The following is a 23,212-nucleotide window of genomic DNA, read 5'->3' on the forward strand; positions in this document are numbered from 1 at the left end:
GTCACCTTGGGTGGGGGCCGTTTTCGCGGTCGGGCTGGACGAGTTCTATCCTGAAATCGGGCTCATAGGGCGGCACATGGCATTCGATGATGTCCGGCGGGGCCACGCCAAGGCAGGCGCCCACCACATCGGCATGGACGGGCAGGCAAGTGGTGTCGCGGTTTACCAGGCAGGCCACCCGGATGGCCGCAGGTTGCTTGCGTGCCAGATATTCCACCACCTTCAGCAGGGAATGGCCGGTGTACAGCACGTCGTCCACGACCAGCACCGTGTAGCCGCGCAAATCCAGCGCGGCGTGCTGCGCCTGCTCGGTCAGCTGGGTTTGCGGATGGAGCAGCGTCAGGTCGTCCGCGTAGCGCTTGACCTGCAGATCCAGCCGCAAGGGCTGGGGCAGCCCATACAGCTCCATCAGCCGCGTGGTCAGGCGATCCGCCAGGGGTGCACCTCGGCGCAGCACGCCAATCACGGCCACCTGGCTGGCCCCATGGAGCAGGCCGTTGGCCTGCCGTGCCATCGCGTCGATAACGCCTATCAACTCCTGCGTGTCGTACAGGACGGTTCGTGCGCCAGCGGGAGCGGTCATGGGGCCCGCCGCATGAGGGCACCGTCGATCGCGATCCTGGATCTGCCCGGCGAGGGCCCCACGCCGCCATGCCGGGGCCTGGCGCAAGAGCCCGGTGCAAGCCCGATGGACCTGCTTTCCAGCAGGGTGTTGCGGGAGCTTCGTGAAGTCATGGTGCTTCTCCTCGGGGAACGAGATCGAACACGCTCAGGGACACACCCACTTTATGAGGCACCGTCACGGGCGTCAATCCCGGCGTGCTTCAGTTTGCACCGCTGCACCGGTTCCTGTACTGTCTGCATTGTGGTCGGGGAACCTTTGGCCTTGCGCCACGTACAGGAGATTTTCATGACGATCCATCAGAACCCGCGCGACAAGCAGCCGCCCCATACGGGCAAAGTCGAGAACGACACCAACAAGCTGGGCGAGCAAGACCCCACCCAGATCAACCAGGGCCAGCGCACGCCCGAAAGCCGCAGTGACCGCGAGTCGCATGTGGGCGGCAGCAATCAGTCGCAATCGCGGCGAGGGCAGGCTGGGAGTAACAACCGCTAGTGAAGTAGTGACCAACGCCGGTATGCGGCTTGGGGTGGGCGGCCTGGACAAGGCACTCTTGCCTGGGCAGTGCGGGTGTTGCCGCCGTTGATCGGCCGTTACGATGATGTCCCAACACTTTGGCGGAGCAGTTATGCGATTTGAGGGGACGTTGACGAAGTGGAACGATGAGCGTGGCTTCGGCTTTATCACGCCTATCCCGGCAGGGCAAGAAATCTTTGTGCATGTTTCGGCGTTTGCGCGCGACGGGCAGCGGCCGCAGTTGCAGGAAGCATTGAGTTTCGAGATAACCCTGAACAAGGATGGCAAGAAGCAGGCCGTAGCGGTTCATCGCGACCGACCAGTACCCTCCGCGTCTGTTGCGCGGGAGCGGCGGCGCCCCGAAACATCGGAAGAGCCCCGGGCGCTGTCATCACGCATCGTGGTGTTCCTCATCGCCTTTGTGCTGCTGGCCGCCGCATACTGGCAATACGACCGGCGCAGCCAGCGGGCCATGGCCGTTAAGGCGGAAGCTGCGGCGCAGGCGCTGGACCAGCCGACGCCCGCACCGTCCGCCACAGCGCAACCCCTGGCGTCGTCGCCGTTTCGGTGCGATGGCCGCCAGCATTGCTCGCAGATGACTTCCTGTTCCGAAGCCAAGTTTTTTCTTCAAAGCTGTCCGGGCGTGAAGATGGATGGCAACGGCGATGGCGTTCCCTGCGAGCAGCAATGGTGCACCCATCCCCTGGCAAAGTAGGAGGCTGAAGGGGCTGCTTGGCGCCTGTCGGCGCAAGGCTGGCATGATCGAGGGTTTTGTTGCCCTCCGATCCGCTACGCCATGACCGACAACGTGCCAGAACAAGAACCCACAGCGGCGCCCGCCGCCGCCCCGGTGGCCGCTGCCAGCGCCCCACAGGCCTTGCAGCAGCCCGAGACTGGCGACAGCGCTCCGGCTGCCACTGCTGAGGCGCCTGCCGCTGCGGAAGCGCCGGGGGGCGATCGCCCGCCCCGGGGTGGGCGTGGTGGCCGCAACAACGGCCGCGGTCGCGCCCGTACCGAGGGCCAACAAGCCCGGCGGGTCAGCCGGCACTGTCGCGCACGCCCCCGCGCACCCATCCGGCGCTGGAGCAGCTGGCGGGGCTCTATCCCCATCTGTTTGGCGCGGTGTTTTTGCCGCTCAAGCGCGGCATCTTTCAGGACCTGCTGGAAGCCCACCCCGAGCTGTTTGAGCGCGATGCACTCAAGGTGGCGCTGGGCATCCACACCCGTTCCACCCGCTACCTGCAAAGCGTGGCCGCAGGCGAAAAGCGCCACGACCTCGCGGGCCAGCCCGTCGAAGACATGGCGCCCGAGCATGTGCACCATGCGCTGCTGGAAGTGTTTCGCCGCCGCAAGGCCCGCGCGGGCGAAGATGTTTTGCCCAAGCTGCGCAAGCGCATGATCCAGGCGTTCGAGGCCTCGGGCCTCACGCGCGAGGCCTATACCGAGCTGGTCACCGGCCGCGATGAGGCGGCCAATGCCATCCTGCAGGAAGCCTTTGCCGAATGGGCGGCCCGCAATGCCAAGGATGAGGCCCTGCTGCGTGCTTTTGAGGCCAGCGGCCAGTCGCTGGATGCCTTTGCCGACATGTACGGCATGGACCCGCGCCAGACCGGCCAGATGCTGGAGCGCGCGCGCCGCCAGCGCCCGCCCGCCACAACGGCCTGATCGCAGCCTTTTATGCGGCGGGGGCGGCCAGCGCCGCCTCGATATCCGCTGCCAGCTTTTTCGGCGCATCCTGTGGCGCATAGCGGCGGATCACGCGGCCGTCCCGGCCCACGAGGAACTTCGTGAAGTTCCACTTGATGGCCTTGCTGCCCAGCAGGCCAGGGGCTTCGGCGGTGAGCCACTGGTACAGCGGCGAGGCGTTGGTGCCGTTCACGTCGATCTTGGCCATCATCGGAAAGCTCACGCCGTAGTTGCGCTGGCAGAAACTGGCGATTTCGTCGTTGCTGCCGGGGTCCTGCTGGCCGAACTGGTTGCACGGAAAACCCAGCACCACCAGCCCCTTGCCGCCGTATTGTTTGTGCAGTTCTTCCAGCCCGCCGAACTGCGGGGTGAAGCCGCAGGCGCTGGCTGTGTTGACGATCAGCAATACCTTGCCCTCAAACTGCCGCAGCGGCACGGCGGGCCCGCTCATGGCCTGGGCTTCGAAGTCGTAGAGGCTGGACATGGGCAACTCCTTGGGGGCGAACCGGATCGAAAGGCCCATGGTAGCGGCTTGCGTCGGGCGTTGCCCGGTGTGTCAGGTGCTGACGTGGGGGCGTGGTTGCAGGGATGGCAAGGCCGCCAGCAGCGCCGCCAGCATGATCAGCGCCCCGCCCAGCAGGGTGCGCGGCGCCAGCGTGTCGGAGGTGAGCAGGGCCGACGACACGCTGGCAAACACCACCTCGGACAGCATCACCAGGGCCGTGGTGCCCGCCGCCAACCGGGCGGCACCATATTGCAGTGCGTAGTTGCCCAGCAGAAAGGCCAGCGCCAGCGCCAGGGCCAGCGGGACCCAGGCCTGTGCCAAGGCGGGCAGGGCGGGCACGGCCCCCAGCGCCAGCCCCGCTGAGGCACTGAGGCCGGCCAGCAGAGCGCCGCCGCCAAACATGGCCAGCATGCGCGCCTTGCCGGGCACTGCGTGCAGGCGCCGCAATGTGACATTGGTGAGTGCAAAACAGAAACCGCCCGCCAGGGCCAGCAGGTCGGCACCCGACAGGTGGGACGCCAGCCGGTCCCAGGCGGCATCGGCGGGCACCAGCACCAGCGCCACACCTGCAAAGGCCAGCAGCAGCCGCACCAGCGCCACGCCCGTGGGGCGGTCGCCCAGCACCTTCCAGGCCAGCAGCACCGACCAGGCGGGCATGAGATAAAACAGCAGCACCACGCGCACCACGTCGCCCACGGTCACGGCCCAGTTGAAGGCCACGTTGGTAAGACCCGAGCTCAGCGCCAGCAGCCACAGGCCAGGGTGCTGCAGCGTGCTGCGCAGCGCCTGCGGGCGGGCCAGCAGCAGGCAGACCAGGGCCAGCGCATACATCAACGCCGTCGCCCACAGCGGGTGCAGCCCGGCCGCATGCAGCTGCCTGAAAGGCCACCACGAAACGCCCCAGACAAAGGCGTTGAGCAGCAGGGCCAGTATGGGGAGCAGGTTGGGAGTCAAATCGGCATTTGGCGCTTATTTGGTAAGCGCTAACAGCTATTCAATAAATAGCTTCAGTGGTGCGTATCCTGCCGCGCGATGTGCAGCAGGTGGTTCAGTTCCTCGCTGTGGTTGCGGCAGTTGCTGGCATGCCAGCGCTGGATGACCAGCATGATGCCGGCGACCACCACCCCAAACACGGTGATGGCGCCGAACACCGACAAGCCCAGCTTGAGCGACAGGCTGTAGAACGCGCCCAGGCCCAGGATGCAGGCCTGCTCGTTGAAGTTCTGCACCGCAATCGAGCGCCCCGCGCCCATGAGGTTGTGGCCCCGGTGCTGCAGCAGGGCGTTCATGGGCACCACCAGAAAACCGCCCAGCCCGCCCAGCAGGATGAGGAACGGAATGGCCACCCAGATGTTGCTGATGAACACCATCAGGATCAGCAGCAGCCCCATCGTGATGCCCAGTGGAATCACACGGGTGGCCATGTCCAGGCGCATGCGCATCGATGCCGCCACGGCGCCCACGGCGGTGCCGATGGCCACCACGCCGGTCAGGGCCGACGCCTGCGTGGTGTTGTAGCCCAGGGCCACGCCGGCCCAGGCCAGCACGATGAACTTGAGGTTGCCCCCCGCACCCCAGAACAGCGTGGTGGTGGACAGCGAGATCTGGCCCAGCTTGTCGCGCCACAGGCGGCTATTGCAGGCCCAGAAATCGGGCAGCAAGGCCAGGGTGTTGGCCAAAATGCTGCGTTGCGGGTTCTGGCGCAGCGGGCGCATCTCCACGCCCGTATGGGGAATGCGCGTGTTGAACCAGGCGGCCAGGGCATACACCAGAATCAGCGCAGCAATGGCCGATTCGGCGGCGGTATCGACGCCGGTATCGATCATGGGAATGTTGATGGACAGCAGCGCCGCCGACAGATGCTGCCCCACGAGCTGCCCGCCCAGCAGCACCCCGAGGATGATGGAGGCAATGGTCAGCCCCTCGATCCAGCCGTTGGCCTTGACCAGCTGCGAAGCCGGCAGCAGCTCGGTGAGGATGCCGTACTTGGCTGGCGAATAGGCCGCGGCGCCCAGCCCCACCACGGCGTAGGCCATCAGCGGGTGCGAGCCGAACAGCATCATCAGGCAGCCCACGATCTTGATCGCATTGCTGACAAACATCACCTTGCCCTTGGGCAAGGCATCGGCAAACGCGCCCACAAAAGGCGCCAGCACTACATAGAACAGGGCAAACATGGGCACCAGTGCCGCGCGCTGCCATTCGGGGGCACCGCTGGTGCGCAGCAATTCCACGGCCGCCACGAAGAGTGCGTTGTCGGCAAGCGAGCTGAAAAACTGCGCCGACATGATGGTGTAGAAACCGCGCTTCATCGAATGGCTGGAGGGGGTATCAGCGAGACTGATGCCCGATTAAATGGAGAGCCCGCGTACAGGTGACTGGCGGTTATATCACGCGCTCAGAGCCTGTTTGCGATCTCCCAGGGGCCGCGCAGCGGTCTTTGCGGGATGGGATGCAAGGCGCGGTGGGCAGTGGATAGCTCGGCTATCCACAAGCGCCGCAACGCAGCAGACCGCCCGCAAAGACCACTGCCCGAAGGGCTGGAGCGAAATCGGGCGATTGAACGCCCCGGCTGCTTGCATGGGCACCAGCCCATGCGGCGCACCCGAAGCCTTCACTCATCCCGATTGCGCGCCAACGCGGCCCCTGGGAGATCGCAAACAGGCTCTTGTGCCCGTAATGCCAGAATCCCATGCTCGTTTCCCCCCCCCCATTGCCATGCCGCGCCCGATCCAAGCCACCATCCATACCTCTGCCCTGCAACACAACCTGGAGCGCGTGCGCCAGGCCGTGCCCGACGCCAAAACCTGGGCCGTGGTCAAGGCCAATGCCTATGGGCACGGCATTGAGCGGGCCTTTGAAGGGCTGCGCGCCGCTGATGGCTTTGCCCTGCTCGACTTGGCCGAGGCCGAGCGCGTGCGCCACCTGGGCTGGCGGGGCCCCATCCTGCTGCTGGAGGGCGTGTTCGAGCCGCGCGACCTGGAGCTGTGCTCGCGCCTGTCGCTGTGGCATGCCGTGCACTGCGACGAGCAGATCGACATGCTGGCCGCCCACAAGACGCAGGTGCCGCACCGCGTGTTCCTCAAGCTGAACTCAGGCATGAACCGGCTGGGCTTCACGGCGCAGCGCTACCGCAGCGCCTGGGCGCGCCTGAACGCGCTACCGCAGGTGGACGAAATCTCGTTCATGACCCATTTCAGCGATGCCGACGGAGCGCGCGGCGTTGCGCACCAGATGGCGGCCTTCAATGCGGCCACGCAAGATCTGCCCGGCGAGCGCAGCGTCTGCAATAGCGCCGCCACGCTGCGCTTTGCCAGCGACGCCCAGGTGCGGGGCGACTGGGTGCGCGCGGGCATCGTGCTGTATGGCAGCGCGCCCGATTTTCCGGTCCACAGCGCCGACCACTGGGACGTGCAGCCCACCATGACGCTGTCCAGCCGCATCATCGGCACGCAGCAACTGCAGGCGGGCGACACCGTGGGCTACGGCTCGCGTTTCACAGCCGAGGGGCCGCTCACCATCGGTGTGACCGCCTGCGGCTACGCCGATGGCTACCCGCGCCATTGCGACACCGGCACGCCCGTGCTGGTGGACGGCGTGCGCACGCGCCTGGTGGGGCGGGTGAGCATGGACATGGTGACCGTGGACCTGACCCCGGTCATCGCGGCCGGTGTGGACGCCGGTTTCGGCAGTGAAGTCACGTTGTGGGGGCGGGCGCGCAACGGCACCATGCTGCCCATCGACGAGGTGGCGCAGGCCGCTGGCACCGTGGGCTACGAGCTGATGTGTGCGCTCGCGCCGCGCGTGCCTGTGGCGGTGGACGGCGCTGCCTGATCGGCCCTCGCCAGACAACGCATTCTCCACATGGCCAGCCCCTGCCGGATAAGCGGCAATCAACCCACGGCCTCCAGCTGGCGCTCGGTGCGCATGCCGCACCACGCCACAGTGGCCCGCACGTTGCAGCAGCGCTACCGCCTGCGCTGGCACGGGCTGCTGATCGGCAGCTTCACGCTGCTGCTCATGGGGTGCAGCGCGCATGTGCAGATGCTGCTGGGGGTGGACTCGCTGGCGCTGCGCTATCTGGTCACGCTGTCGGTCGGTTACCTGGGCTATTTGCTGGTGCTGCGCGCCTGGGCGGCCCGGCTGGTGCGGCAGCGCAAATTTGGGGATAGCGGCGCAGACGGCGGCGGCGGGGGCGATGCGCTGGACCTGGTCACCGAACTGCCCTGGCCACGAGGTGGGTGCAGCGACGTCGGCGTTCCCCTGCCGCGCACCGGCGGGGGCGACTTTGGTGGCGGCGGTGCTTCCGGCGAGTTTGACGGGCCAGGGCCCTCGGGCCTGCCCGATGCAGTTTTGAATGGCGGCAGTGAATCCAGCACGCTGGTTGACCTTGCCAGCGGTGCCGCCGACGCCATGGGCAGTGCGGACGAAGGGGCCGTGGTCGTGGTGCCGGTGGTGGCGATTTTCCTCATCGGTGCCGCGCTGATTTTGGGTGCGGGCTCGCTGGCCATGCTGTTCTTTGGCTGGGATGTGCTGTTGACGGTGGCGGTGGAACTGGCGTTTTCGGTGGCCACGGCCCGTGCTGCCGTGGGCGTGGAGCGCGAAGGCTGGCTTACGGCGGCCGTGCGCCTGACCTGGAAACCGCTGCTCGGTGCGCTGGTCTGCGCCGTGCTGCTGGGCGCCGGCATTGACCATTTCCTGCCCGACGTGCACTCGCTGCCCGCAGCGGTGAAACTCCTGCGGGGGTGATGGATCGCTCTGTTTTTGATAGCTATTGGCGCTTTATTGATGGAGGCTAGAGCCCATTTTACCTAGGTGAATGGGATCTTTGGCGGCGGATGCGGTGGCCATTCCGGCGGCCATCACCCGTTTGCGGTGGCGTCGAGAGTGCTGCATACGCGTTCCCGCCCGACCCTGTCCTGAAGCATGCCCACAGCAACGAAGTGACGCTGCATCGGCCTTGGCAGCCGCGGTTTTTTTGCGGGCCACGCGGTAGCAGGGGCATCGCCCTTGGTTTTGACGGGCTCTGGCTCATCGGTGACCAGACCGCGCTGCCCGCCAACGTCGCTGCCTTGTGGCAGCGGGTTGTGGCAAAGCACTGTGCGCTCTATGCATTCGGTTACACGGCTGGCGGCCGCACAGGACGTGACGGATCGCGCCAAGGCGCGCATACTGAAAAACATGCGTATCAGCCTGTTGATCCTTGCGCCGCTGTCGGTGGCGTTGCCCTGCGCCTTGGGCGCGGGGCAGCGCGGGCGCAGGGTGGCGAAACCGACAGCAACCGCGCGGCCAGCCTGCGCCAGGAGGCCATCGCCTACGAGCATGGCGAGGGCGTGGCGCGCGACCCGCTGCGGGCTGCAGCCCTCTATTGCGCGAGCGCGCGGCTCGGTGACATGCAGGCCCAGTACAACCTTGGATGGATGTATGCCCATGGCCGCGGTGTGGCGCGCGACGATGCGGCGGCAGCCTTCTTCTTCCAGGCCGCTGCCGAGCAGGGGCTGGGCGTGGCCGAGCGCATGTTGCACGTTGTGGGGGGCGCCACCGACGAGGTGCCCGAGTGCCTGCGTGCCCCACCGCCCGATCAGCCTGCGGCGGCCCGGCCGGGCGTGAACTATGCGCTGACCGCGCCGCGCAAGATCGTGGAGCTGGTGCACAAGATGGCGCCCCAATACCAGGTCGAGCCGCAGCTGGCGCTGGCCATCATTGCCGCCGAATCGAACTTCAACACCCAGGCACTGTCGCCCAAGAACGCGCAGGGCCTGATGCAGCTGATTCCCGAAACGAGCGAGCGGTTCAACGTCAAGAACCCGTACGACCCGGCGCAGAACATCCGCGGGGGCCTGACCTATCTGCGCTGGTTGCTGGCCTACTTCGAGGGCGACCTGGCGCTGGTGGCTGCCGCCTACAACGCTGGCGAGGGCAAGGTCGAGCGCTATCGCGGCGTGCCGCCCTATCTGGAGACGCGCGCCTACGTGCAACGCATCCTCAAGGCCGTCGGCGCCACCGCGCACCCGTTCGACCGCACCGTGGCCCCGCCTTCGCCGGCGCTCGAACGCATTCGGTTGGCACTGCGGCGCAAGTAGCGCCTGCGCGGTGCGCCTGCGGGCGCACATCGTCGGTGGCATGCAGGGGTGCTCTGACCCTGCTACGCATATGGATACAACAACAAAATTGTTCCGGCGGCGCACGCCCTCGGTCACAGTAGCGACTTGTTATCTGAGAGGGAAAAACCCATGCATTTCAAACCCCTGCTGCTTGCTGCGGCGCTGGCTGTCACCCTGCCCCTGGCCACGCAGGCCAAGACCTTCCGCTGGGCGCGCGCCGTCGATGTGTCGTCGTGGGACGTTCACGCCCAGAACGTGGGCGTGAACAACACCTTGCACGCAGCCGTGTACGACACACTGGTCGAATACAACAGCAAGACCTTCAAGCCCGAACCATCGTTGGCCACGGAATGGAAACTGGTGAGCCCCACCCAGCTGCGCCTGACCTTGCGCAAGGGCGTGAAGTTCAGCGACGGCAGCGAGTTCACCGCCGACGATGCCAAGTTTTCGCTGGAGCGTGCCAAGTCGAAAAGCTCCAACTACGCGGTCTATGCCCAGGGCATTGACCGGGTGGAAAAAGTCAACAGCCACACCATCGACATTTTCTCGGACGTGCCCAACCCGGTGCTGCTCAACCAGTTGACCGAGCTGCGCATCCTCAGCAAGGCCTGGGCCGAGAAGAACAAGTCGGTGGAGCCCAAGGACATCAAGAACAAGGACGAAACCTTTGCCCACCGCAATGCCCTGGGCACGGGGCCATTCGTGCTCAAGTCGTGGACGCCGGACCAGCGCGTGGTGCTGGAGCCCAACCCGCACTGGTGGGGCAAGGGCAAGTTCGCCACCAACGTGACCGAGGTGGTTTACACCCCCATTAAGTCGGATGCTACGCGCACGGCGGCGCTGCTGTCGGGCGAGATCGATTTCATCATCGACCCGAGCCTGCAGGATCTGGCGCGGGTGCGCCAGACGCAGGGCCTCAAGGTGCTGGAAGGCGCCGAATACCGCACCATTTTTCTGGGGCTGGACCAGTTCCGCGACGAATTGCCGGGCTCGGACGTCAAGGGCAAGAACCCGCTCAAGGATGTACGCGTGCGCAAGGCGCTCTACCAGGCGATCGACATCAATGCCATCCAGCGCGTGGTGCTGCGTGGCCTGGCCCAGCCCACGGGCGCGCTGGTTGCCCACCAGGTCAACGGCTGGACGCCCAAGGCCGATGTGCGCTACCCCTTTGATGCCAAGGCCGCGCAAAAACTGCTGGCCGATGCGGGCTACCCCAACGGCTTCGAGGTGGACTTTGCCTGCAGCGCGGGCCGCTACATCAACGACGAGCAGCTGTGCCAGGCCATCGCGTCGCAGTGGGCCAAGGTGGGCGTGAAGGCCAAGCTGCGCTCGCTGCCGTTTGCCACCTATTTCCCGATGATCCAGCGCAATGAGGCCAGCATCTACCTGCTGGGCTGGGGCGTGCCGACGTTTGATGCGTTCTATTCGCTGCAGTCGCTGATTCGCTCGCCGGGTGCGGGTGGCGACGGCAACTTCAACCTGGGCCGTTTCAGCAACCCGCAGCAGGATGCGCTGATCGAGCGCATCAAGAAGGAAACCGATCCGGTCACGCGCAACGGGCTGATCGAAAAGGCGCTGGTGCAGGACCACGAGCTCATTTCGCACATCCCGCTGTACAACCAGGTGATCCCGTGGGCCGCCACGCAGAAGGTTGACCTGCCGCACCGGGCGGACAACCGCATTGACTGGCGCGCGCTCAAGGTCAACTGACCAGGCCCGCAAAGTCAAAAGCCCCGGCGCCGTGATGGCGCCGGGGCTTTTTTGCGGACGTTTCCTGCGCCGGGCGCGGCACGCCGCAGGGCGTGTTCAGGCCAGCGCGCGCTGGACGGCAGGCCGCTCGGCCATGCGGCGCCGGTGGTCGGCCACCTTGGGGAACTGCGCCACGTCCACACCATCGCTGCGCAGCCAGCCGGACATGGTGAACAGGTAGGCATCGGCAACGGAATATTGCTCCCCCAGCACCCAAGGGCCTTGCAGGTAGTGGTGTTCGATCACGCCAAAGCACTCCGCCATGTTCTGCGGGACTTTGCGCAGCATGTCGGCATGGGAGGCGGGATCGTCTGCCCAGCGGCTGCCGCGCCGCCCGTGGGCGTGGGCCACATGCACGGTGGAGGCCAGGTAGCTGTTGAACTCCTGCATGCGTGCGAAGGCAAACGGATCCAGTGGCGCCAGCTGCCCCTGGGCATAGCGCTGGGCCACATAGGCCAGCAGTGCCGGGGTTTCGGTCAGCACGCCGTGCTCGGTCACCAAGGCAGGCACGCGGCCTTTGGGGTTGATGGCCAGGTATTCGGGGCTGCGTTGCTGCTGGGCGGCAAAGTCAAGGCGCACCAGTTCGTGGCCTGCCTGGGCCTCGTGCAAGGCAATGTGAACGGCCAGGGCGCAGGTGCCGGGGGCGAGGTACAGCGTGGGTGCGGACATGGTGAAGGTGGTGAGAGTGAGAAGGGGGCGGGCAAGGTGCAAACCGGGATCGCCATCGTACGGGGTCTGACCGGCGGGTGTTGGCGCATGGCCTCTTTGCGGGTGCAAGGCCGCCAATGTGGTCGACCCGCGGCTGGCCGCTATAGTGGCCAGCCGCTTCGCACGATCCCGCACTCATGGCCAAAGACAAAACCCTTTTCACCTGCACCGAATGTGGCGGCACCAGCCCGCGCTGGCTGGGAAAATGCCCGTCCTGCAACGCATGGAACACGCTCATCGAATCGGTGGCAGAGGCGGGGCCCGGGAAGAACCGCTATAGCGGCACTCAGTTCGCCGGCCTGGCGCAGGCGCAGGCCGTCATGCCGCTGGCCGCCATCGAGGCCACCGACATTGCGCGCACGCCCAGTGGCATCGACGAACTGGACCGCGTGCTGGGCGGGGGCATTGTGGAAGGGGGCGTGGTGCTGATCGGCGGCGACCCGGGCATCGGTAAGTCCACTCTGCTGCTGCAGGCGCTGGACGCGCTGCAGCGCGCAGGTCTACCCACCCTGTATGTCACCGGCGAAGAAAGCGGCGCCCAGGTGGCGCTGCGCTCGCGCCGGCTGGGGCTGGACCACAGCCAGGTGAACGTGCTGGCAGAGATCCAGCTGGAAAAAATCCTGGCCACCATCGAATCCATGCAACCGGCGGTGGCAGTGATCGACTCGATCCAGACGGTCTATTCCGACCAGCTCACGTCGGCACCCGGCTCTGTGGCCCAGGTGCGCGAGTGCGCGGCGCACCTCACACGCTGCGCCAAGGCATCGGGCGTGGCCATCGTGCTGGTGGGCCATGTGACCAAGGAGGGTGCGCTGGCCGGGCCCCGCGTGCTGGAGCACATGGTGGACACGGTGCTGTATTTCGAAGGCGATACGCACAGCCAGTTCCGCCTGGTGCGCGCCATCAAGAACCGCTTTGGTGCCGTCAACGAGATCGGCGTGTTCGCCATGACCGAGAAGGGCCTCAAGGGGGTCAGTAACCCCAGCGCCATCTTTCTGAGCCAGCACAGTGAGCCCGTGCCGGGCAGCTGCGTGATGGTCACGCTCGAAGGCACCCGACCCTTGCTGGTGGAGATTCAGGCTCTGGTGGACAGTGGCGGCCCCAGCCCGCGGCGCCTGAGTGTGGGCCTGGACAAGGATCGCCTTGCCATGCTGCTGGCTGTGCTGCACCGCCATGCGGGCGTGGCCTGCATGGACCAGGACGTGTTTGTGAACGCCGTGGGCGGCGTGCGCATCAGCGAGCCCGCCGCCGACCTGGCCGTGATGCTGGCCATCACCTCCAGCCTGCGGGGCAAGGCCCTGCCGCAGGGTTTTATTGCCTTTGGCGAGGTAGGGCTGGCGGGCGAGGTGCGCCCCGCGCCCCGCGGTCAGGAGCGCCTGCGCGAGGCGGCCAAGCTGGGCTTCAGCATAGCGGTGGTGCCCAAGGCCAATGCCCCCAAAAAGTCGATCGAGGGCCTGACCATCCATGCCGTGGAGCGGGTGGAAGAGGCCATGAACGTGGTGCGGGCCATGGGCTGAGCGCAGTTTCAGGTCTGCATACGCACTCCCCACAGGGCGGGGCGGGTGGCGTCGTAAGACAATGGGGCCATGAATTTTCGAAATATTTTGGTGCCTGTGGGGTTGGTGATTGTGGTGGTGATGGGCTTTCGGTCCTATGGCTGGATGGGCGTGGCGGCCGTCGGCGGGGGCGTCCTCATGTGGGCCCTGCTGCATTTCACCCGCCTTATGAATGTGCTGCGCAAGGCGGCCGATCGCCCGATCGGCCATGTGGGCAGCGCCGTCATGCTCAATGCCAAACTGCAGGCGGGGGTGAGCCTGATGCATGTGGTCGCCATGACCCGCTCGTTGGGGGCGCTGCAGTCGCCCGAAAACGAACAGCCCGAGGTCTACCGCTGGACCGATGGCACCCAGTCGCATGTGACCTGCGTGTTCCAGAATGGCAAGCTGGTGAAGTGGGCGCTGGAGCGTCCGGTGGAACCCGCCGATGCCCAAGGCGGCGATGCAGGGTCGGCGGCGCCGTAAAATCCGTGGTTTTGCGACACCTCCAGCAACCCAAAGGACACCCATGAGCCCCGTAGTTCCCTCGATGGCCGATCGTGACGGCAAGATCTGGATGGACGGCCAGATGGTCGACTGGCGCGATGCCAAGATCCATGTGCTGACCCACACCCTGCATTACGGTTGCGGCGCCTTCGAAGGCGTGCGCGCCTACAACACCGTGGGCGGCACGGCCATCTTCCGTCTGCAGGACCACACCGAGCGCCTGTTTAACAGCGCCAAGATCCTGCGCATGAAGATCCCGTTCACCCAGGAGCAGGTGAACGAGGCGCAGTGCGCGGTGATGCGCGAGAACAAGCTGGAATCGGGCTATCTGCGCCCCCTGACCTGGATCGGCGACAAGAAGCTGGGCGTGTCGCCCAAGGGCAACGACATTCACCTGATGGTGGCGGCCTGGGCCTGGGGCGCTTACCTGGGTGAAGACGGCATGGCCCGCGGCATCCGCGTCAAGACCAGCAGCTACACGCGCCACCACGTCAACATCACCATGAGCCAGGCCAAGGCGGTGAGCAACTACACCAACTCCATCCTGGCCAACACCGAAGCCACCGACGATGGCTACGACGAGGCGTTGCTGCTCGATGCCTCCGGCTTCGTCTCCGAGGGTTCGGGCGAGAACGTGTTCATCGTCAAGAACGGTGTGGTCTACACGCCGGACCTGTCGGCCGGTGCCTTGAACGGCATCACCCGCAACACCGTGTTCCATATCTGCAAGGACCTGGGGCTGGAAGTGGTGCAAAAGCGCATCACGCGCGACGAGGTGTACATCGCCGACGAAGCATTCTTCACCGGCACGGCCGCCGAAGTCACGCCGATCCGCGAACTGGACCGCATCGAGCTGGGCAAGGGTGACTATGTGGGCCGCCGGGGTCCCATTACCGAAAAAATCCAGAGCGCTTTCTTTGATATCGTCAACGGCCGCAATCCCCAATACGCCCACTGGCTCACCAAGGTCTGACCATGTCGCAAGCCGTTATAGAACTTCTGGCCAAAGACCTGAACGCCCAGGGCGGCGTGTTCTGCCCCAATCCCAAGGCAGACATGAAGCTGTGGAACAGCCATCCCAAGGTGTATCTCGACGTGGCGCATACCGGGGAAGCCAAGTGCCCGTATTGCGGCACGGTGTACCGGGTGAAGGCGGGCGAAACCGTAAGGGCTGGTCACTGAACAGCGCTGGCCCCCGTGCACGCGCGCTGCCAGAGGCTGCCCGGCACCGGTTCCCCATGCTGATCGATCATCTGCGTGAAATGCCGCCGCTCCCCGCCGCGCAGCTTGATGAGCGGCGCGGGCTGTGCCGCGTCTGGCACCAGGCACAGCCTCGGGTACAGCAGGTACCACTTCCACCACAACGCTTGCTGGTAGAAAAAGGCCGTGTCTTCGGCCCGCAGCAGCACGAGCTTGAAGCCGTTGGCGCGGCGCAGCACCTGCTGTGCCGCCACGTGGATCAACAGGTATGCCGGGTCCGCGATGCCCTGCAGCACCGCCGCGCCACCATCGGCCTGCTGGCGCAGCCGGGCCAGGTAGGCATCGGGGCCCGCCTCGATCAGCGCATGGTGGAACTCGCGCTGCCAGGCCTTTACGAACTGCTCGCCCGCTGGCGCGCCAAAGGCCCAGCTCTCCACCACCGGGCAGGCGGGGTCGTGCGTGAAGCCGCCCAGGTAGAAGCCGGCGAACCCGGCACCATGCTGCTGGCGCAGGGCGTCCAGCCAGTTGGGCGGGCGGGTCAGCACGATGGTGGCGTCCAGCCAATAGCCGCCGAAACGGTGCACCAAGTACAGGCGCAGCCAGTCGGATTGCTTGGTTGGGTGCAGGGCCGCGAAGCCCTCGGGCAGGTCGCCTGGGGGCACGTACTCAGTCAGGTTGCCGGGGTGGACCAGCCGGATGGCGTAGCTTGGGCAATGCCGCTGCCAGCTTTGCAGGCACTGGCGCACGAACGCGTCGGGCTCAGGGTGGTTCCAGTACGTCCAGAGGATGGCCGGGATGTCCCCTTGCACCGTTACCGCAGCGGCAGTGCTGCCTTGGTAGATGCTGGGCGCGGGCATAGCATAGCTGGTGCGCTGGCGCGGCCTGACGCAGCGCAGGGCCCATTTGAAAAGGCTGGCGGGAATTCGTTTCATGGTGGTGCGGATTGTCAGCCAGGACAGAAAGCACCAGTATCGACCGCGGCAGACAGGGCTGAAAAAACGTGAAGGTGCTGCACTTTGTCACTGGCGGTTTTTCCGGCGCCACGCAGGTGGCCGTGGATCTGTGCGAAGCCGCGCAGCGCACTCCTGGCATGGAGGTGCTGCTGGTGCTGCGGCGTAAGCGCAGCACCAGCATGGAGCGGATCGACGCGTTGCGGGCGCGGGGCCTGCAGGTTCGCGTGGTCTCCAACTGGCTGCACGTACTCACCGTGTGGGAGCTGCGCCGCATCATCCGCGTTTGGAACCCCGACGTGGTCTTTGCCCACGGGTTCAGCGACCACATCTGGGGCCGGCAGGCAGCGGTGGCCGAAGGCGTGCCGCGCATCTTCCATGTGGAGCACAACTCGCGCGAGCGCTACACCCGGCGGCGCCTGCGGCAGGCGCTGGCGCTGGCGCCGCACACGCAGGCTAGTATCGGCGTGTCCGAGGGGGTGCGCACTAGCCTGATAGAGCGCGGCTTTGCGCCCGAGCAGTGCATCGCTATCCCTAACGGCATCGTGCTGGAACGCTTTCCCGACAGTCTGTTGCCTGCGCGCTGGCAAGACCGCGAGCCGGCCATCCTGATGGCCTCGCGCTTCGCGCGGCAGAAAGACCACGCCAGCCTGATCCACGCCCTGGCGTTGCTACGCGACAGGGGTCTGGCGCCCATGCTGTACCTCGCAGGGGCGGGCAGCCAGCGCCTTTTGCGCCAGGCGCAAGCCCTCGCGCGGCGCCTGGGCCTGCAGGCGCAGGTGCGATTCCTGGGCAACGTGGCCGATCTGCCCGAGCGCCTGGCGGCCACGCAGGTCTTCGTGCTATCCACACGTTGGGAGGGCATGCCGCTAGCGCTGGTTGAGGCCATGGCGGCGGGTTGCGCGTGCATCGGCACCGACGTGGTCGGCGTGCGCGAGGTCATCGACCAAGGCCGCACGGGCCTGCTGGTGTCACCCGGGGACACCGACGCACTGGCCGACGCGCTGCAGCGGCTGTTGCAGGATGCTTCCCTGGCCGAGCGCCTGGGCGCCGCGGCGCGCGCTCAGGCCCTGAACGCGTATGGGCACGACCTGATGTGGCAGCGCTACCGCGCCCTGCTGTTCGCGGAGGGTGCGCCATGAAGGCGATGGTACTGTCCGCACGCACCAACACAGTGGCTGCTTTCTTGTTGCCTGCGCTCGCACTGTGGGTGCCCTCGGGCTATTCCTATGCGGCACTGCTGCTGCTGCTCGGGGCCTTGTGCTTCGCGCCCGTGTGGCTGCGGCGCAGGCCCGAGCGGGCCACGCTGGGGCTGGCGCTGCTTATGCTGGCCATGGGCTGCATGGCATATCTGCTATCGCTCGGCACGGGCATATCACGCTGGGACAAGGCTCTCAAATGGTTCCTGGGGGCACCGTGCCTGTTGTACCTAGTGGCCAGTCCGCCCGCGCCGCGTGCCTTCCTGGCGGGGCTGCCCATCGGCTGCGCCGGTATGGGCGCGCTGGCGTTGTGGCAGGTGCTGGGCCTGGGGCTTGAGCGGGCGACGGGCTACACCAACGCCATCCAATGGGGGAACCTCGCGCTGCTGCTGGTCTGCCTGGCCGCCGTGCCCATGGCCGTGTACTGGCGTCAGCATGGCTGGCCATGGCGCATGGGCATGGGACTGGCCGTGGCTTTGGGCTTTGCAGCGTCGCTGCTGTCGCAGTCACGTGGTGGCTGGCTGGCCGTGGGGCCATCTTCCCTCTGTGGCTGTGGCTGGCCTGGCGCCTGCGCCCGCAGCGGTTTGGGTCGGTGTTGGCGGCGATCGCGCTCGCGCTGGTCGCACTGGTGCTGGTGCTGGCTTTCACGCCGCGCTTCAAGGATCGTGTGGACCTGGCGGCAACGGAGATCAGCGGCTACGTGTACAAGGGCCAGGGGAACACATCGCTCGGTTTGCGACTGGCGCAATATCAGCTGGTGGCCCAGCTGATTCCGCAAAAGCCCTGGCTGGGCTGGGGTGCGCATGGTTTCGTCGAGGAGATGCAGCGGCGGGTGAACGCGGGGGAATATGTGCCGGAGATGATGAACTACCGGGAGGTCCACAACGTCTTCCTGGATGGTTGGGTCAAGATCGGGCTTGGCGGCCTGTTGCTGCCGGTTGCGCTCCATGCCTGGGTGCTGGTGATGTTCTGGCCAAGTCGCAAGCGCATGGCACGCCATGTCGTTGACACGCCCGCCTGGCGTGACGTACTGGCGCTACGCGTTATGGGCACGGTCGTGCCGGTGGGTTATCTCGTGTTTGGCATGTCGCAGCCCTTTTTCAACCACAATAACGGCGTCATGTGCTTCGTGTTCTATGTTGCCGTGCTGTGGGCTGCGCTCCAGGGCCTGGAGCGGGAGCGCTGACGTGCTGCCCTGGCTCAGCATCTTGGTTCCGGTCTACAACGTGCAGCCATACCTGCGCGAGTGCCTGACCTCCGTCATCGATCAGTTGGGCGATGACGGAGGCGTGCAGATTCTGTTGCTGGACGACTGCTCCACAGATGGCAGCTGGTCGCTGATGCAGAAGCTTGCCCAACGCTGGCCGGGCCGCCTGCAGTTGTTGCGGCACGAGCGCAATGGCGGCCTGAGCATGGCGCGCAATACGATGATCGATGCGGCGCAGGGCGAATACCTGTGGTTCCTCGACTCCGATGACAAGCTGCTGGCCGGCGCTATCGCCAGCTTGCGCACCATTGTGCAGGCGCATGCGCCGGACGTAGTGCTCTGCGACTTCGCCGTATGGCGCGAGCGCGAGCGCCTCAAGCACTTGCTGCGCGGCGAGCGCCACCGGCGCAGCTTCAGCGGTACGGCACGGCGTCTGGAGCACGACCGCTGCGCGCTGCTGGCGGGCATGCTGTCCACGGGCGAGTTGCATGCGTGGTCCAAGATTTCGCGACGCACGCTGTGGGGTGGCGACCTGCGCTTTCCAGTCGGCCGCCATTTCGAGGACATGACCACCATGCCCCTGATGGCCCTGCGCGCCGAAAGCTTTTATTACGAGCCCCGCCCCTGGGTGGCCTACCGTCAGCGCCCGGGCAGCATCCTGGCCGGCAAGAGCCTGCCCAAGGCGCTGGACCAGTCCGCCGCGCTGCGGCCATTCACCCGGGCACTCCAGGCCTCCCCCTGCGCAGCCCACGCGGGCCTGCGGCTGGCGCTGGCACAGCAGGCGGCGCGCAGCCTGACAGGCGCGATGCGCACCATGTGCCAGGCAGGATCAATGGAGGCCGCCGATGAGCTGCGCCGCAACTTCCTTGACATCTCGCCACTGGGGCCTGAGGAACTGGCACACGCATACCTGATGCGTGGCTGGTGGCTGCGCCGCCAGCGGTTCCTACGCTGCTTTCACGCCTGTCCTTGAATTCCAAAATTGGTCGGGCCAGTAGCGAACGAATGGCTCAGTTCAGCAGCGCGCGGGCCCCTTGGTCCATGCGCGCAATCAGCTCGGCGGCGGTCGGCAGGTCGCGCACCAGTCCCACCCCTTCCCCCACGGTGACGTGGGCAGCGGTGTAGTCGCCCGCCAAAACGGCGGCGTCATACGCATCCCGGGCAGCGGCCGGCTCGCTGCGCAGCGTGTCGATGCGTTCTTCCCACACCCGATGCAAGGGGTTGCGAATGGCGCGAAAGTCGTAGGGCGCGGGCCAGTTCTTGCGGCGCAGGATGTCGAAAACCGGGCTGCGGGCCGTGCCGTCGCCGTCCGTGCGCACGGCCAGCTCTTTGGCGCCTTGTGGCGCCAGGCTTTCGGCCGTGGCCCACAGGCGCGAGCCGACCAGCGCGCCATCGGCGCCCAGTATCATCGCCGCGGCCAGGGTGCGGCCGTCGGCAATGCCGCCGGCGGCCAGCAGGAGGGTGTCGGGGGCATGCGCCGCCAGCCAGTCGGCCAGTTCGGGCACGAAGGTCATGGTGGCGCGGCCATTAAGGGCGTTCATGCCGTGGCCGCCCGCCTCGGCGCCTTGCGCCACGATGACCGTGGCGCCGGCCTCCACGGCCTGGGGCGCCTGTTCCATGCGCTGGATCTGGCAGATCAGCGCGGCCCCACTGGCTGCAATGCGTGCGGCATACCGGCGGGCGTCGCCGAACGACAGCATCACGGCGCGGGGGCGGTGCTCCGGGGCATGGTCCAGCACCCAGTCCAGTGCCGAGGCGTTTTCGTCCAGCTTCCAGGTGATGAAGCCGCAGCCAATGCGGCCGGTTTCTGCCGCCTGCAGCGCGAGTGTGTACTCACGCTGGGTCCAGGCGAGGTCGCCATAGCCGCCGCCAACCAGGCCCAGCGCCCCGGCACGAGCGCAGGCGCTCGCCAAGGCTCCGCCCGAGGCCAGCGCCATGGGCGCCAGTGCGACGGGAGTGGTCAGGCCGAAGCGGGTGCAAAAGCGGGAGTTGATGAAGGTGTTCATGCGGGCATTGTCCATGGGTGAATGCTTGGCGTCCATCGGGGCCATGGCGCCAGTGCGCGGGCGCGTGCGCACGCGCCGCCCTCCGCGCAGGGACCGTGCGGCGCTGAGCGTAGGATAAAGAAAATAGACATCGAAACCACGCTATGGAACCACAGGCCACCGTCCACCCCGGCACCATACCCGCTGCAACGCCCTGGGCCGACCGACCCCACACCGTGGCGCTGGCGGGCATGCTGGCGCTGGCCGTGGCCATGGGCGTGGGACGCTTTGCGTTCACACCGCTGCTGCCCATGATGCTGCACGATGGCGTGCTCACGCTCGCCGAGGGCAGCTGGCTGGCCACGGCCAACTACGTGGGTTACCTGGTGGGCGCCCTGGCCTGCATGGCGCTGCCCTGGCTGGCGCCCGGGTTCTACGCCCGCTGGCATCCGGCGCGGCTGGCGCGCGCGGGGCTGGTGGCCACGGTGCTGCTTACATTGGCCATGGCACTGCCAATGCCCGCCAGCTGGCCGGCGCTGCGTTTTGTGGCGGGGGCGGCCAGCGCCGTGGTGCTGCTCAACGTGGCGGCCTGGTGCATGGTGCGCCTGGCGGTGCTGGGCCGGCCGGCGATGGGCGGGCTGATCTTTTGCGGGCCGGGCGTGGGCATCGTGCTCACGGGGCTGGCGGCTGGCGCCATGGTGGCCGGGCAGTGGCGGGGGCTTCGGGCTGGGTGGTGTTCGGTCTGTTGTCGGTGCTTCTGTGCGTGGGGCCTGGCCCGTGGTGCGGGGTCGGGCTGCCCAGGTCCAGGCCACGGAGCTTGCAAGGGGGCGCCACCGGCTGCGGCGCGGGCGCAGGGCGGCGGTACGGTGGTGGCGCGGGCCGTGCATGCGCTGGCCTATGGTCTGGCGGGGCTGGGCTACATCGTTACCGCCACATTTCTGCCCGTCATCGCGCGTGCTGCGTTACCGCCGGGTTCACCCTGGCCGGACCTGTTCTGGCCAGTGTTCGGTGCTGGCGTGGCGATTGGCGCGGCGCTGAGCACGCGGGCCCCCCGGCTTGGGACCGGCGCTGGCTGCTGCTGGCCGCCTATGCGCTGCAGGCGCTGGGCATTGCGCTGGGGCTGGTATGGCCCTCGCCCGCGGGCTTTGCGCTCAGCAGTCTGTGCGTGGGCTTGCCGTTCACGGCCATCACCTTTTACGGCCTGCAGGAGGCGCGGCGCCTATGGCCCGCTTCGGCCGACAGTTTTGCCAGCCTGGTGACAGCCGCCTATGGCCTGTGCCAGATCGCCGGGCCGCCTCTGGTGGCCTGGCTGATTGCGCAGGGCGATGCGGGCCGGGGGTTTGCGCGTGGCCTGGCGCTGGCGGCGGCGGCGCTGGTGGCCGGAGCGGTGATGTATGGGCTGTCGGCCTGGCGCTGGCCACTGTCGCCACATCGGATGGTGCGCTGATCAGTGCGGCACAGGTTCCGCTGCCGCCGCAGGTGCCAGCGGCAAGGACAGCACAAAACATGCGCCACTGGCGTTGTCGGGTCGATCATCGCACCGCACCGATCCGTTGTGTCGCTCGGCAATCGAGCGCACCAGCGCCAACCCCAGGCCCACGCCCCCGGCACGCTCGCTGGCGCCGGGCAGGCGGTAGAAGGGCTCAAAGATGCGTTCGCGCAAGGCGGGGGGAACGCCGGGCCCCTGGTCGAGCACGCTCACCTGCGCCTGGCCGTCGCGCCGCTGCACCACCACCGTGATGTCGCCCTGGCTGTAGCGGCGTGCGTTTTCCAGCAGGTTGCGCAATGCGCGGCGCAGCAGCTTGGCCACGCCGCGCACTTCCAGCAACTCGGGGCTGGCGCTCACATCCAGGTCGGCCCCCACCCGTGCGCATTCTTCGGCGGCCAATCCGATCAGGTCCACCAGTTCCACGGTGCCCACATCGGCCTCGCGCGCGTCCAGGCGGCTGGACAGCAGGATTTCATCGACCAGCTGGTCGAGTTCGGCAATGTTGCGCAGTATTTCTTCGCGGAACGCGGGCGACGGCTGTTGCCCGCCCATCAGCTCCAGGCCCATGCGGATGCGTGTGAGCGGCGAGCGCAGTTCATGCGAGGCGTTGGCCAGCAGCGACTTGTGGGTCTTGACCAGGGTTTCAATGCGCGCCGCGGCCGCATTGAACTGGCGCGCCAGGTCGGCCACCTCGTCCTGCCCGTGCTCGGGAACGCGCACCGACAGATCGCCTTCGCCAAACCGCTGCACGCTGCGCTGCAGCGCCTCCAGCCGCTGCAGCAGGCGACGGATGATGGGAAACACCCCCACAGCCACGGCCAGGCCCACCAGGCCCAGCATCCACAGGAAACCAAAGGGCGGACGCATCCAGAAGGCGGCTTCGGGGCGTCGGTTGGGGCCGGGGTGGTTGCCCCGGTCGGCGCGCGGAGCGAGCTGCAGGTTGTAGGTGGTGCCGTCGGCGCTGTCTATGCGCAACTCCAGGCCTTCGCCCGGTGGCCCGGGCACGCGCGTGGCCAGCCCGGCGATCAGTGTGTGGCCGTCCCCGTCGCGCAGCACCACTTCGCGGGCGGGTGGTGCCGCGGGCTGGGCGTTCTGCTCGGCGGCGATGCGCCAGGCCCAGCCCGCGGCCAGGGTGAGCACGGCCATGCCGCCGACCACCGCCAGCCAGATGCGCAGGTACAGGCGGCGGGAAAAAATATCAAACAAAGCCATGCCCCACGCCCGTGAACTTTGGCCTGAGCAACTGGCGC

The 23,212-nt window shown here is 66.9% G+C and carries 23 protein-coding genes and 2 pseudogenes; 16 read left to right on the forward strand and 9 right to left on the reverse strand.

Annotated features, from left to right (window positions below; genetic code table 11):
* Position 1: 1 nt before the first annotated feature.
* Positions 2-583, reverse strand: coding sequence for a phosphoribosyltransferase family protein (locus tag CBP34_RS00890; RefSeq protein WP_086910993.1), 582 nt, complete (start codon positions 581-583; stop codon positions 2-4).
* Positions 584-910: 327 nt separating this feature from the next.
* Between CBP34_RS00890 and CBP34_RS00895 the strand changes: the two genes are divergently transcribed.
* From CBP34_RS00895 to CBP34_RS00905, 3 genes and pseudogenes are all read left to right on the forward strand, one after another.
* The gene (locus CBP34_RS00895; RefSeq protein WP_094097028.1) at positions 911-1,117 is read left to right on the forward strand and encodes a hypothetical protein; all 207 of its coding nucleotides are present in this window, start codon (positions 911-913) and stop codon (positions 1,115-1,117) included.
* Positions 1,118-1,268: 151 nt separating this feature from the next.
* A complete protein-coding gene (locus tag CBP34_RS00900; protein ID WP_236748478.1) occupies positions 1,269-1,853 on the forward strand; it encodes a cold shock domain-containing protein in 585 nt (194 codons plus the stop codon).
* Positions 1,854-1,934: 81 nt separating this feature from the next.
* A pseudogene (locus CBP34_RS00905) lies at positions 1,935-2,803 on the forward strand (ProQ/FINO family protein).
* A 10-nt stretch (positions 2,804-2,813) separates the two neighbouring features.
* Here CBP34_RS00905 and CBP34_RS00910 read toward each other — a convergent pair.
* The 3 genes from CBP34_RS00910 to lplT all read right to left on the reverse strand — a co-directional run bounded on the left by CBP34_RS00910 (position 2,814) and on the right by lplT (position 5,641).
* Positions 2,814-3,308, reverse strand: a complete 495-nt coding sequence (locus tag CBP34_RS00910; protein ID WP_094097030.1) for a glutathione peroxidase — start codon at positions 3,306-3,308, stop codon at positions 2,814-2,816.
* 72 nt (positions 3,309-3,380) lie between these two features.
* A complete protein-coding gene (locus CBP34_RS00915) occupies positions 3,381-4,283 on the reverse strand; it encodes a DMT family transporter (RefSeq protein WP_094097031.1) in 903 nt (300 codons plus the stop codon).
* A 53-nt stretch (positions 4,284-4,336) separates the two neighbouring features.
* Entirely contained in the window at positions 4,337-5,641 is a 1,305-nt protein-coding gene (gene lplT / locus CBP34_RS00920; protein ID WP_094097032.1) for a lysophospholipid transporter LplT, read from the reverse strand.
* A 406-nt stretch (positions 5,642-6,047) separates the two neighbouring features.
* On the opposite strand from lplT, the gene alr reads away from it, so the two are divergent.
* The 4 genes from alr to CBP34_RS00945 all read left to right on the forward strand — a co-directional run bounded on the left by alr (position 6,048) and on the right by CBP34_RS00945 (position 11,143).
* Positions 6,048-7,163 carry an alanine racemase gene (gene alr / locus CBP34_RS00930; RefSeq protein ID WP_094097033.1) on the forward strand — a complete coding sequence of 372 codons (1,116 nt, stop codon included), beginning with the start codon at positions 6,048-6,050 and terminating at the stop codon, positions 7,161-7,163.
* A gap of 30 nt (positions 7,164-7,193) precedes the next feature.
* A complete protein-coding gene (locus tag CBP34_RS00935; RefSeq protein ID WP_094097034.1) occupies positions 7,194-8,078 on the forward strand; it encodes a hypothetical protein in 885 nt (294 codons plus the stop codon).
* A gap of 338 nt (positions 8,079-8,416) precedes the next feature.
* Positions 8,417-9,412, forward strand: a complete 996-nt coding sequence (locus CBP34_RS00940; protein WP_236748479.1) for a transglycosylase SLT domain-containing protein — start codon at positions 8,417-8,419, stop codon at positions 9,410-9,412.
* A 150-nt stretch (positions 9,413-9,562) separates the two neighbouring features.
* Positions 9,563-11,143, forward strand: a complete 1,581-nt coding sequence (locus tag CBP34_RS00945; RefSeq protein WP_094097035.1) for an ABC transporter substrate-binding protein — start codon at positions 9,563-9,565, stop codon at positions 11,141-11,143.
* A 96-nt stretch (positions 11,144-11,239) separates the two neighbouring features.
* On the opposite strand, the gene CBP34_RS00950 is transcribed toward CBP34_RS00945, so the two are convergent.
* Entirely contained in the window at positions 11,240-11,851 is a 612-nt protein-coding gene (locus tag CBP34_RS00950) for a glutathione S-transferase family protein (RefSeq protein ID WP_094097036.1), read from the reverse strand.
* A 176-nt stretch (positions 11,852-12,027) separates the two neighbouring features.
* Here CBP34_RS00950 and radA point away from each other — a divergent pair, with 176 nt between their 5' ends.
* The 4 genes from radA (at position 12,028) to CBP34_RS00970 (ending at position 15,114) form a co-directional block, all read left to right on the forward strand.
* Positions 12,028-13,407 carry a DNA repair protein RadA gene (radA, locus tag CBP34_RS00955; protein ID WP_094097037.1) on the forward strand — a complete coding sequence of 460 codons (1,380 nt, stop codon included), beginning with the start codon at positions 12,028-12,030 and terminating at the stop codon, positions 13,405-13,407.
* A 69-nt stretch (positions 13,408-13,476) separates the two neighbouring features.
* The gene (locus CBP34_RS00960) at positions 13,477-13,911 is read left to right on the forward strand and encodes a glycerate kinase (protein WP_086911002.1); all 435 of its coding nucleotides are present in this window, start codon (positions 13,477-13,479) and stop codon (positions 13,909-13,911) included.
* A gap of 43 nt (positions 13,912-13,954) precedes the next feature.
* Complete coding sequence (locus tag CBP34_RS00965) at positions 13,955-14,905, forward strand: branched-chain amino acid transaminase (RefSeq protein WP_094097038.1); 951 nt, start codon at positions 13,955-13,957, stop codon at positions 14,903-14,905.
* Between the two features lie 2 nt (positions 14,906-14,907).
* A complete protein-coding gene (locus CBP34_RS00970; protein ID WP_094097039.1) occupies positions 14,908-15,114 on the forward strand; it encodes a zinc-finger domain-containing protein in 207 nt (68 codons plus the stop codon).
* On the opposite strand, the gene CBP34_RS00975 is transcribed toward CBP34_RS00970, so the two are convergent.
* Positions 15,108-16,064, reverse strand: a complete 957-nt coding sequence (locus CBP34_RS00975; protein ID WP_208616359.1) for a glycosyltransferase family 32 protein — start codon at positions 16,062-16,064, stop codon at positions 15,108-15,110. The two genes, CBP34_RS00970 and CBP34_RS00975, sit on opposite strands and share 7 nt — an antisense overlap.
* Before the next feature lie 68 nt (positions 16,065-16,132).
* Here CBP34_RS00975 and CBP34_RS00980 point away from each other — a divergent pair, with 68 nt between their 5' ends.
* The gene (locus CBP34_RS00980) at positions 16,133-17,224 is read left to right on the forward strand and encodes a glycosyltransferase (RefSeq protein ID WP_094097040.1); all 1,092 of its coding nucleotides are present in this window, start codon (positions 16,133-16,135) and stop codon (positions 17,222-17,224) included.
* A 287-nt stretch (positions 17,225-17,511) separates the two neighbouring features.
* On the opposite strand, the gene CBP34_RS19860 is transcribed toward CBP34_RS00980, so the two are convergent.
* Complete coding sequence (locus tag CBP34_RS19860; RefSeq protein ID WP_236748480.1) at positions 17,512-17,718, reverse strand: hypothetical protein; 207 nt, start codon at positions 17,716-17,718, stop codon at positions 17,512-17,514.
* A gap of 8 nt (positions 17,719-17,726) precedes the next feature.
* Here CBP34_RS19860 and CBP34_RS19865 point away from each other — a divergent pair, with 8 nt between their 5' ends.
* The gene (locus CBP34_RS19865) at positions 17,727-18,467 is read left to right on the forward strand and encodes an O-antigen ligase family protein (RefSeq protein WP_236748481.1); all 741 of its coding nucleotides are present in this window, start codon (positions 17,727-17,729) and stop codon (positions 18,465-18,467) included.
* A gap of 4 nt (positions 18,468-18,471) precedes the next feature.
* Positions 18,472-19,461 (forward strand): glycosyltransferase family 2 protein, encoded by a 990-nt coding sequence (locus CBP34_RS00990; protein ID WP_236748549.1) that lies wholly within the window; start codon positions 18,472-18,474, stop codon positions 19,459-19,461.
* Positions 19,462-19,498: 37 nt separating this feature from the next.
* Here CBP34_RS00990 and CBP34_RS00995 read toward each other — a convergent pair whose 3' ends face one another.
* Positions 19,499-20,509 (reverse strand): NAD(P)H-dependent flavin oxidoreductase, encoded by a 1,011-nt coding sequence (locus CBP34_RS00995; RefSeq protein WP_208616360.1) that lies wholly within the window; start codon positions 20,507-20,509, stop codon positions 19,499-19,501.
* 278 nt (positions 20,510-20,787) lie between these two features.
* On the opposite strand from CBP34_RS00995, the pseudogene CBP34_RS20210 reads away from it, so the two are divergent.
* Positions 20,788-21,462 (forward strand): annotated as a pseudogene (locus CBP34_RS20210) (YbfB/YjiJ family MFS transporter); the annotation flags it as partial.
* Between the two features lie 131 nt (positions 21,463-21,593).
* Positions 21,594-21,920, forward strand: coding sequence for a YbfB/YjiJ family MFS transporter (locus CBP34_RS20215; RefSeq protein WP_418134711.1), 327 nt, complete (start codon positions 21,594-21,596; stop codon positions 21,918-21,920).
* Here CBP34_RS20215 and CBP34_RS01005 read toward each other — a convergent pair whose 3' ends face one another.
* Positions 21,921-23,174 (reverse strand): HAMP domain-containing sensor histidine kinase, encoded by a 1,254-nt coding sequence (locus CBP34_RS01005; RefSeq protein ID WP_094097042.1) that lies wholly within the window; start codon positions 23,172-23,174, stop codon positions 21,921-21,923. It abuts the gene before it with no gap.
* Positions 23,175-23,212 lie beyond the last annotated feature (38 nt).

The organism is Acidovorax carolinensis (assembly GCF_002157145.1).
GTDB classification, from domain to species: Bacteria; Pseudomonadota; Gammaproteobacteria; order Burkholderiales; family Burkholderiaceae_C; genus Acidovorax; species Acidovorax carolinensis.

Coding starts and splice junctions, on each gene's coding strand:
- CBP34_RS00890 (WP_086910993.1), bottom strand. CDS start 583: ATGACCGCTCCCGCTGGCGCACGAACCGTCCTGTACGACACGCAGGAG.
- CBP34_RS00895 (WP_094097028.1), top strand. CDS start 911: ATGACGATCCATCAGAACCCGCGCGACAAGCAGCCGCCCCATACGGGC.
- CBP34_RS00910 (WP_094097030.1), bottom strand. CDS start 3,308: ATGTCCAGCCTCTACGACTTCGAAGCCCAGGCCATGAGCGGGCCCGCC.
- lplT (WP_094097032.1), bottom strand. CDS start 5,641: ATGAAGCGCGGTTTCTACACCATCATGTCGGCGCAGTTTTTCAGCTCG.
- alr (WP_094097033.1), top strand. CDS start 6,048: ATGCCGCGCCCGATCCAAGCCACCATCCATACCTCTGCCCTGCAACAC.
- CBP34_RS00935 (WP_094097034.1), top strand. CDS start 7,194: ATGGCCAGCCCCTGCCGGATAAGCGGCAATCAACCCACGGCCTCCAGC.
- CBP34_RS00945 (WP_094097035.1), top strand. CDS start 9,563: ATGCATTTCAAACCCCTGCTGCTTGCTGCGGCGCTGGCTGTCACCCTG.
- CBP34_RS00950 (WP_094097036.1), bottom strand. CDS start 11,851: ATGTCCGCACCCACGCTGTACCTCGCCCCCGGCACCTGCGCCCTGGCC.
- radA (WP_094097037.1), top strand. CDS start 12,028: ATGGCCAAAGACAAAACCCTTTTCACCTGCACCGAATGTGGCGGCACC.
- CBP34_RS00960 (WP_086911002.1), top strand. CDS start 13,477: ATGAATTTTCGAAATATTTTGGTGCCTGTGGGGTTGGTGATTGTGGTG.
- CBP34_RS00965 (WP_094097038.1), top strand. CDS start 13,955: ATGAGCCCCGTAGTTCCCTCGATGGCCGATCGTGACGGCAAGATCTGG.
- CBP34_RS00970 (WP_094097039.1), top strand. CDS start 14,908: ATGTCGCAAGCCGTTATAGAACTTCTGGCCAAAGACCTGAACGCCCAG.
- CBP34_RS00975 (WP_208616359.1), bottom strand. CDS start 16,064: ATGAAACGAATTCCCGCCAGCCTTTTCAAATGGGCCCTGCGCTGCGTC.
- CBP34_RS19860 (WP_236748480.1), bottom strand. CDS start 17,718: ATGCTGACGCCAGTACACGGCCATGGGCACGGCGGCCAGGCAGACCAG.
- CBP34_RS19865 (WP_236748481.1), top strand. CDS start 17,727: ATGGCGCATGGGCATGGGACTGGCCGTGGCTTTGGGCTTTGCAGCGTC.
- CBP34_RS00995 (WP_208616360.1), bottom strand. CDS start 20,509: ATGGACAATGCCCGCATGAACACCTTCATCAACTCCCGCTTTTGCACC.
- CBP34_RS01005 (WP_094097042.1), bottom strand. CDS start 23,174: ATGGCTTTGTTTGATATTTTTTCCCGCCGCCTGTACCTGCGCATCTGG.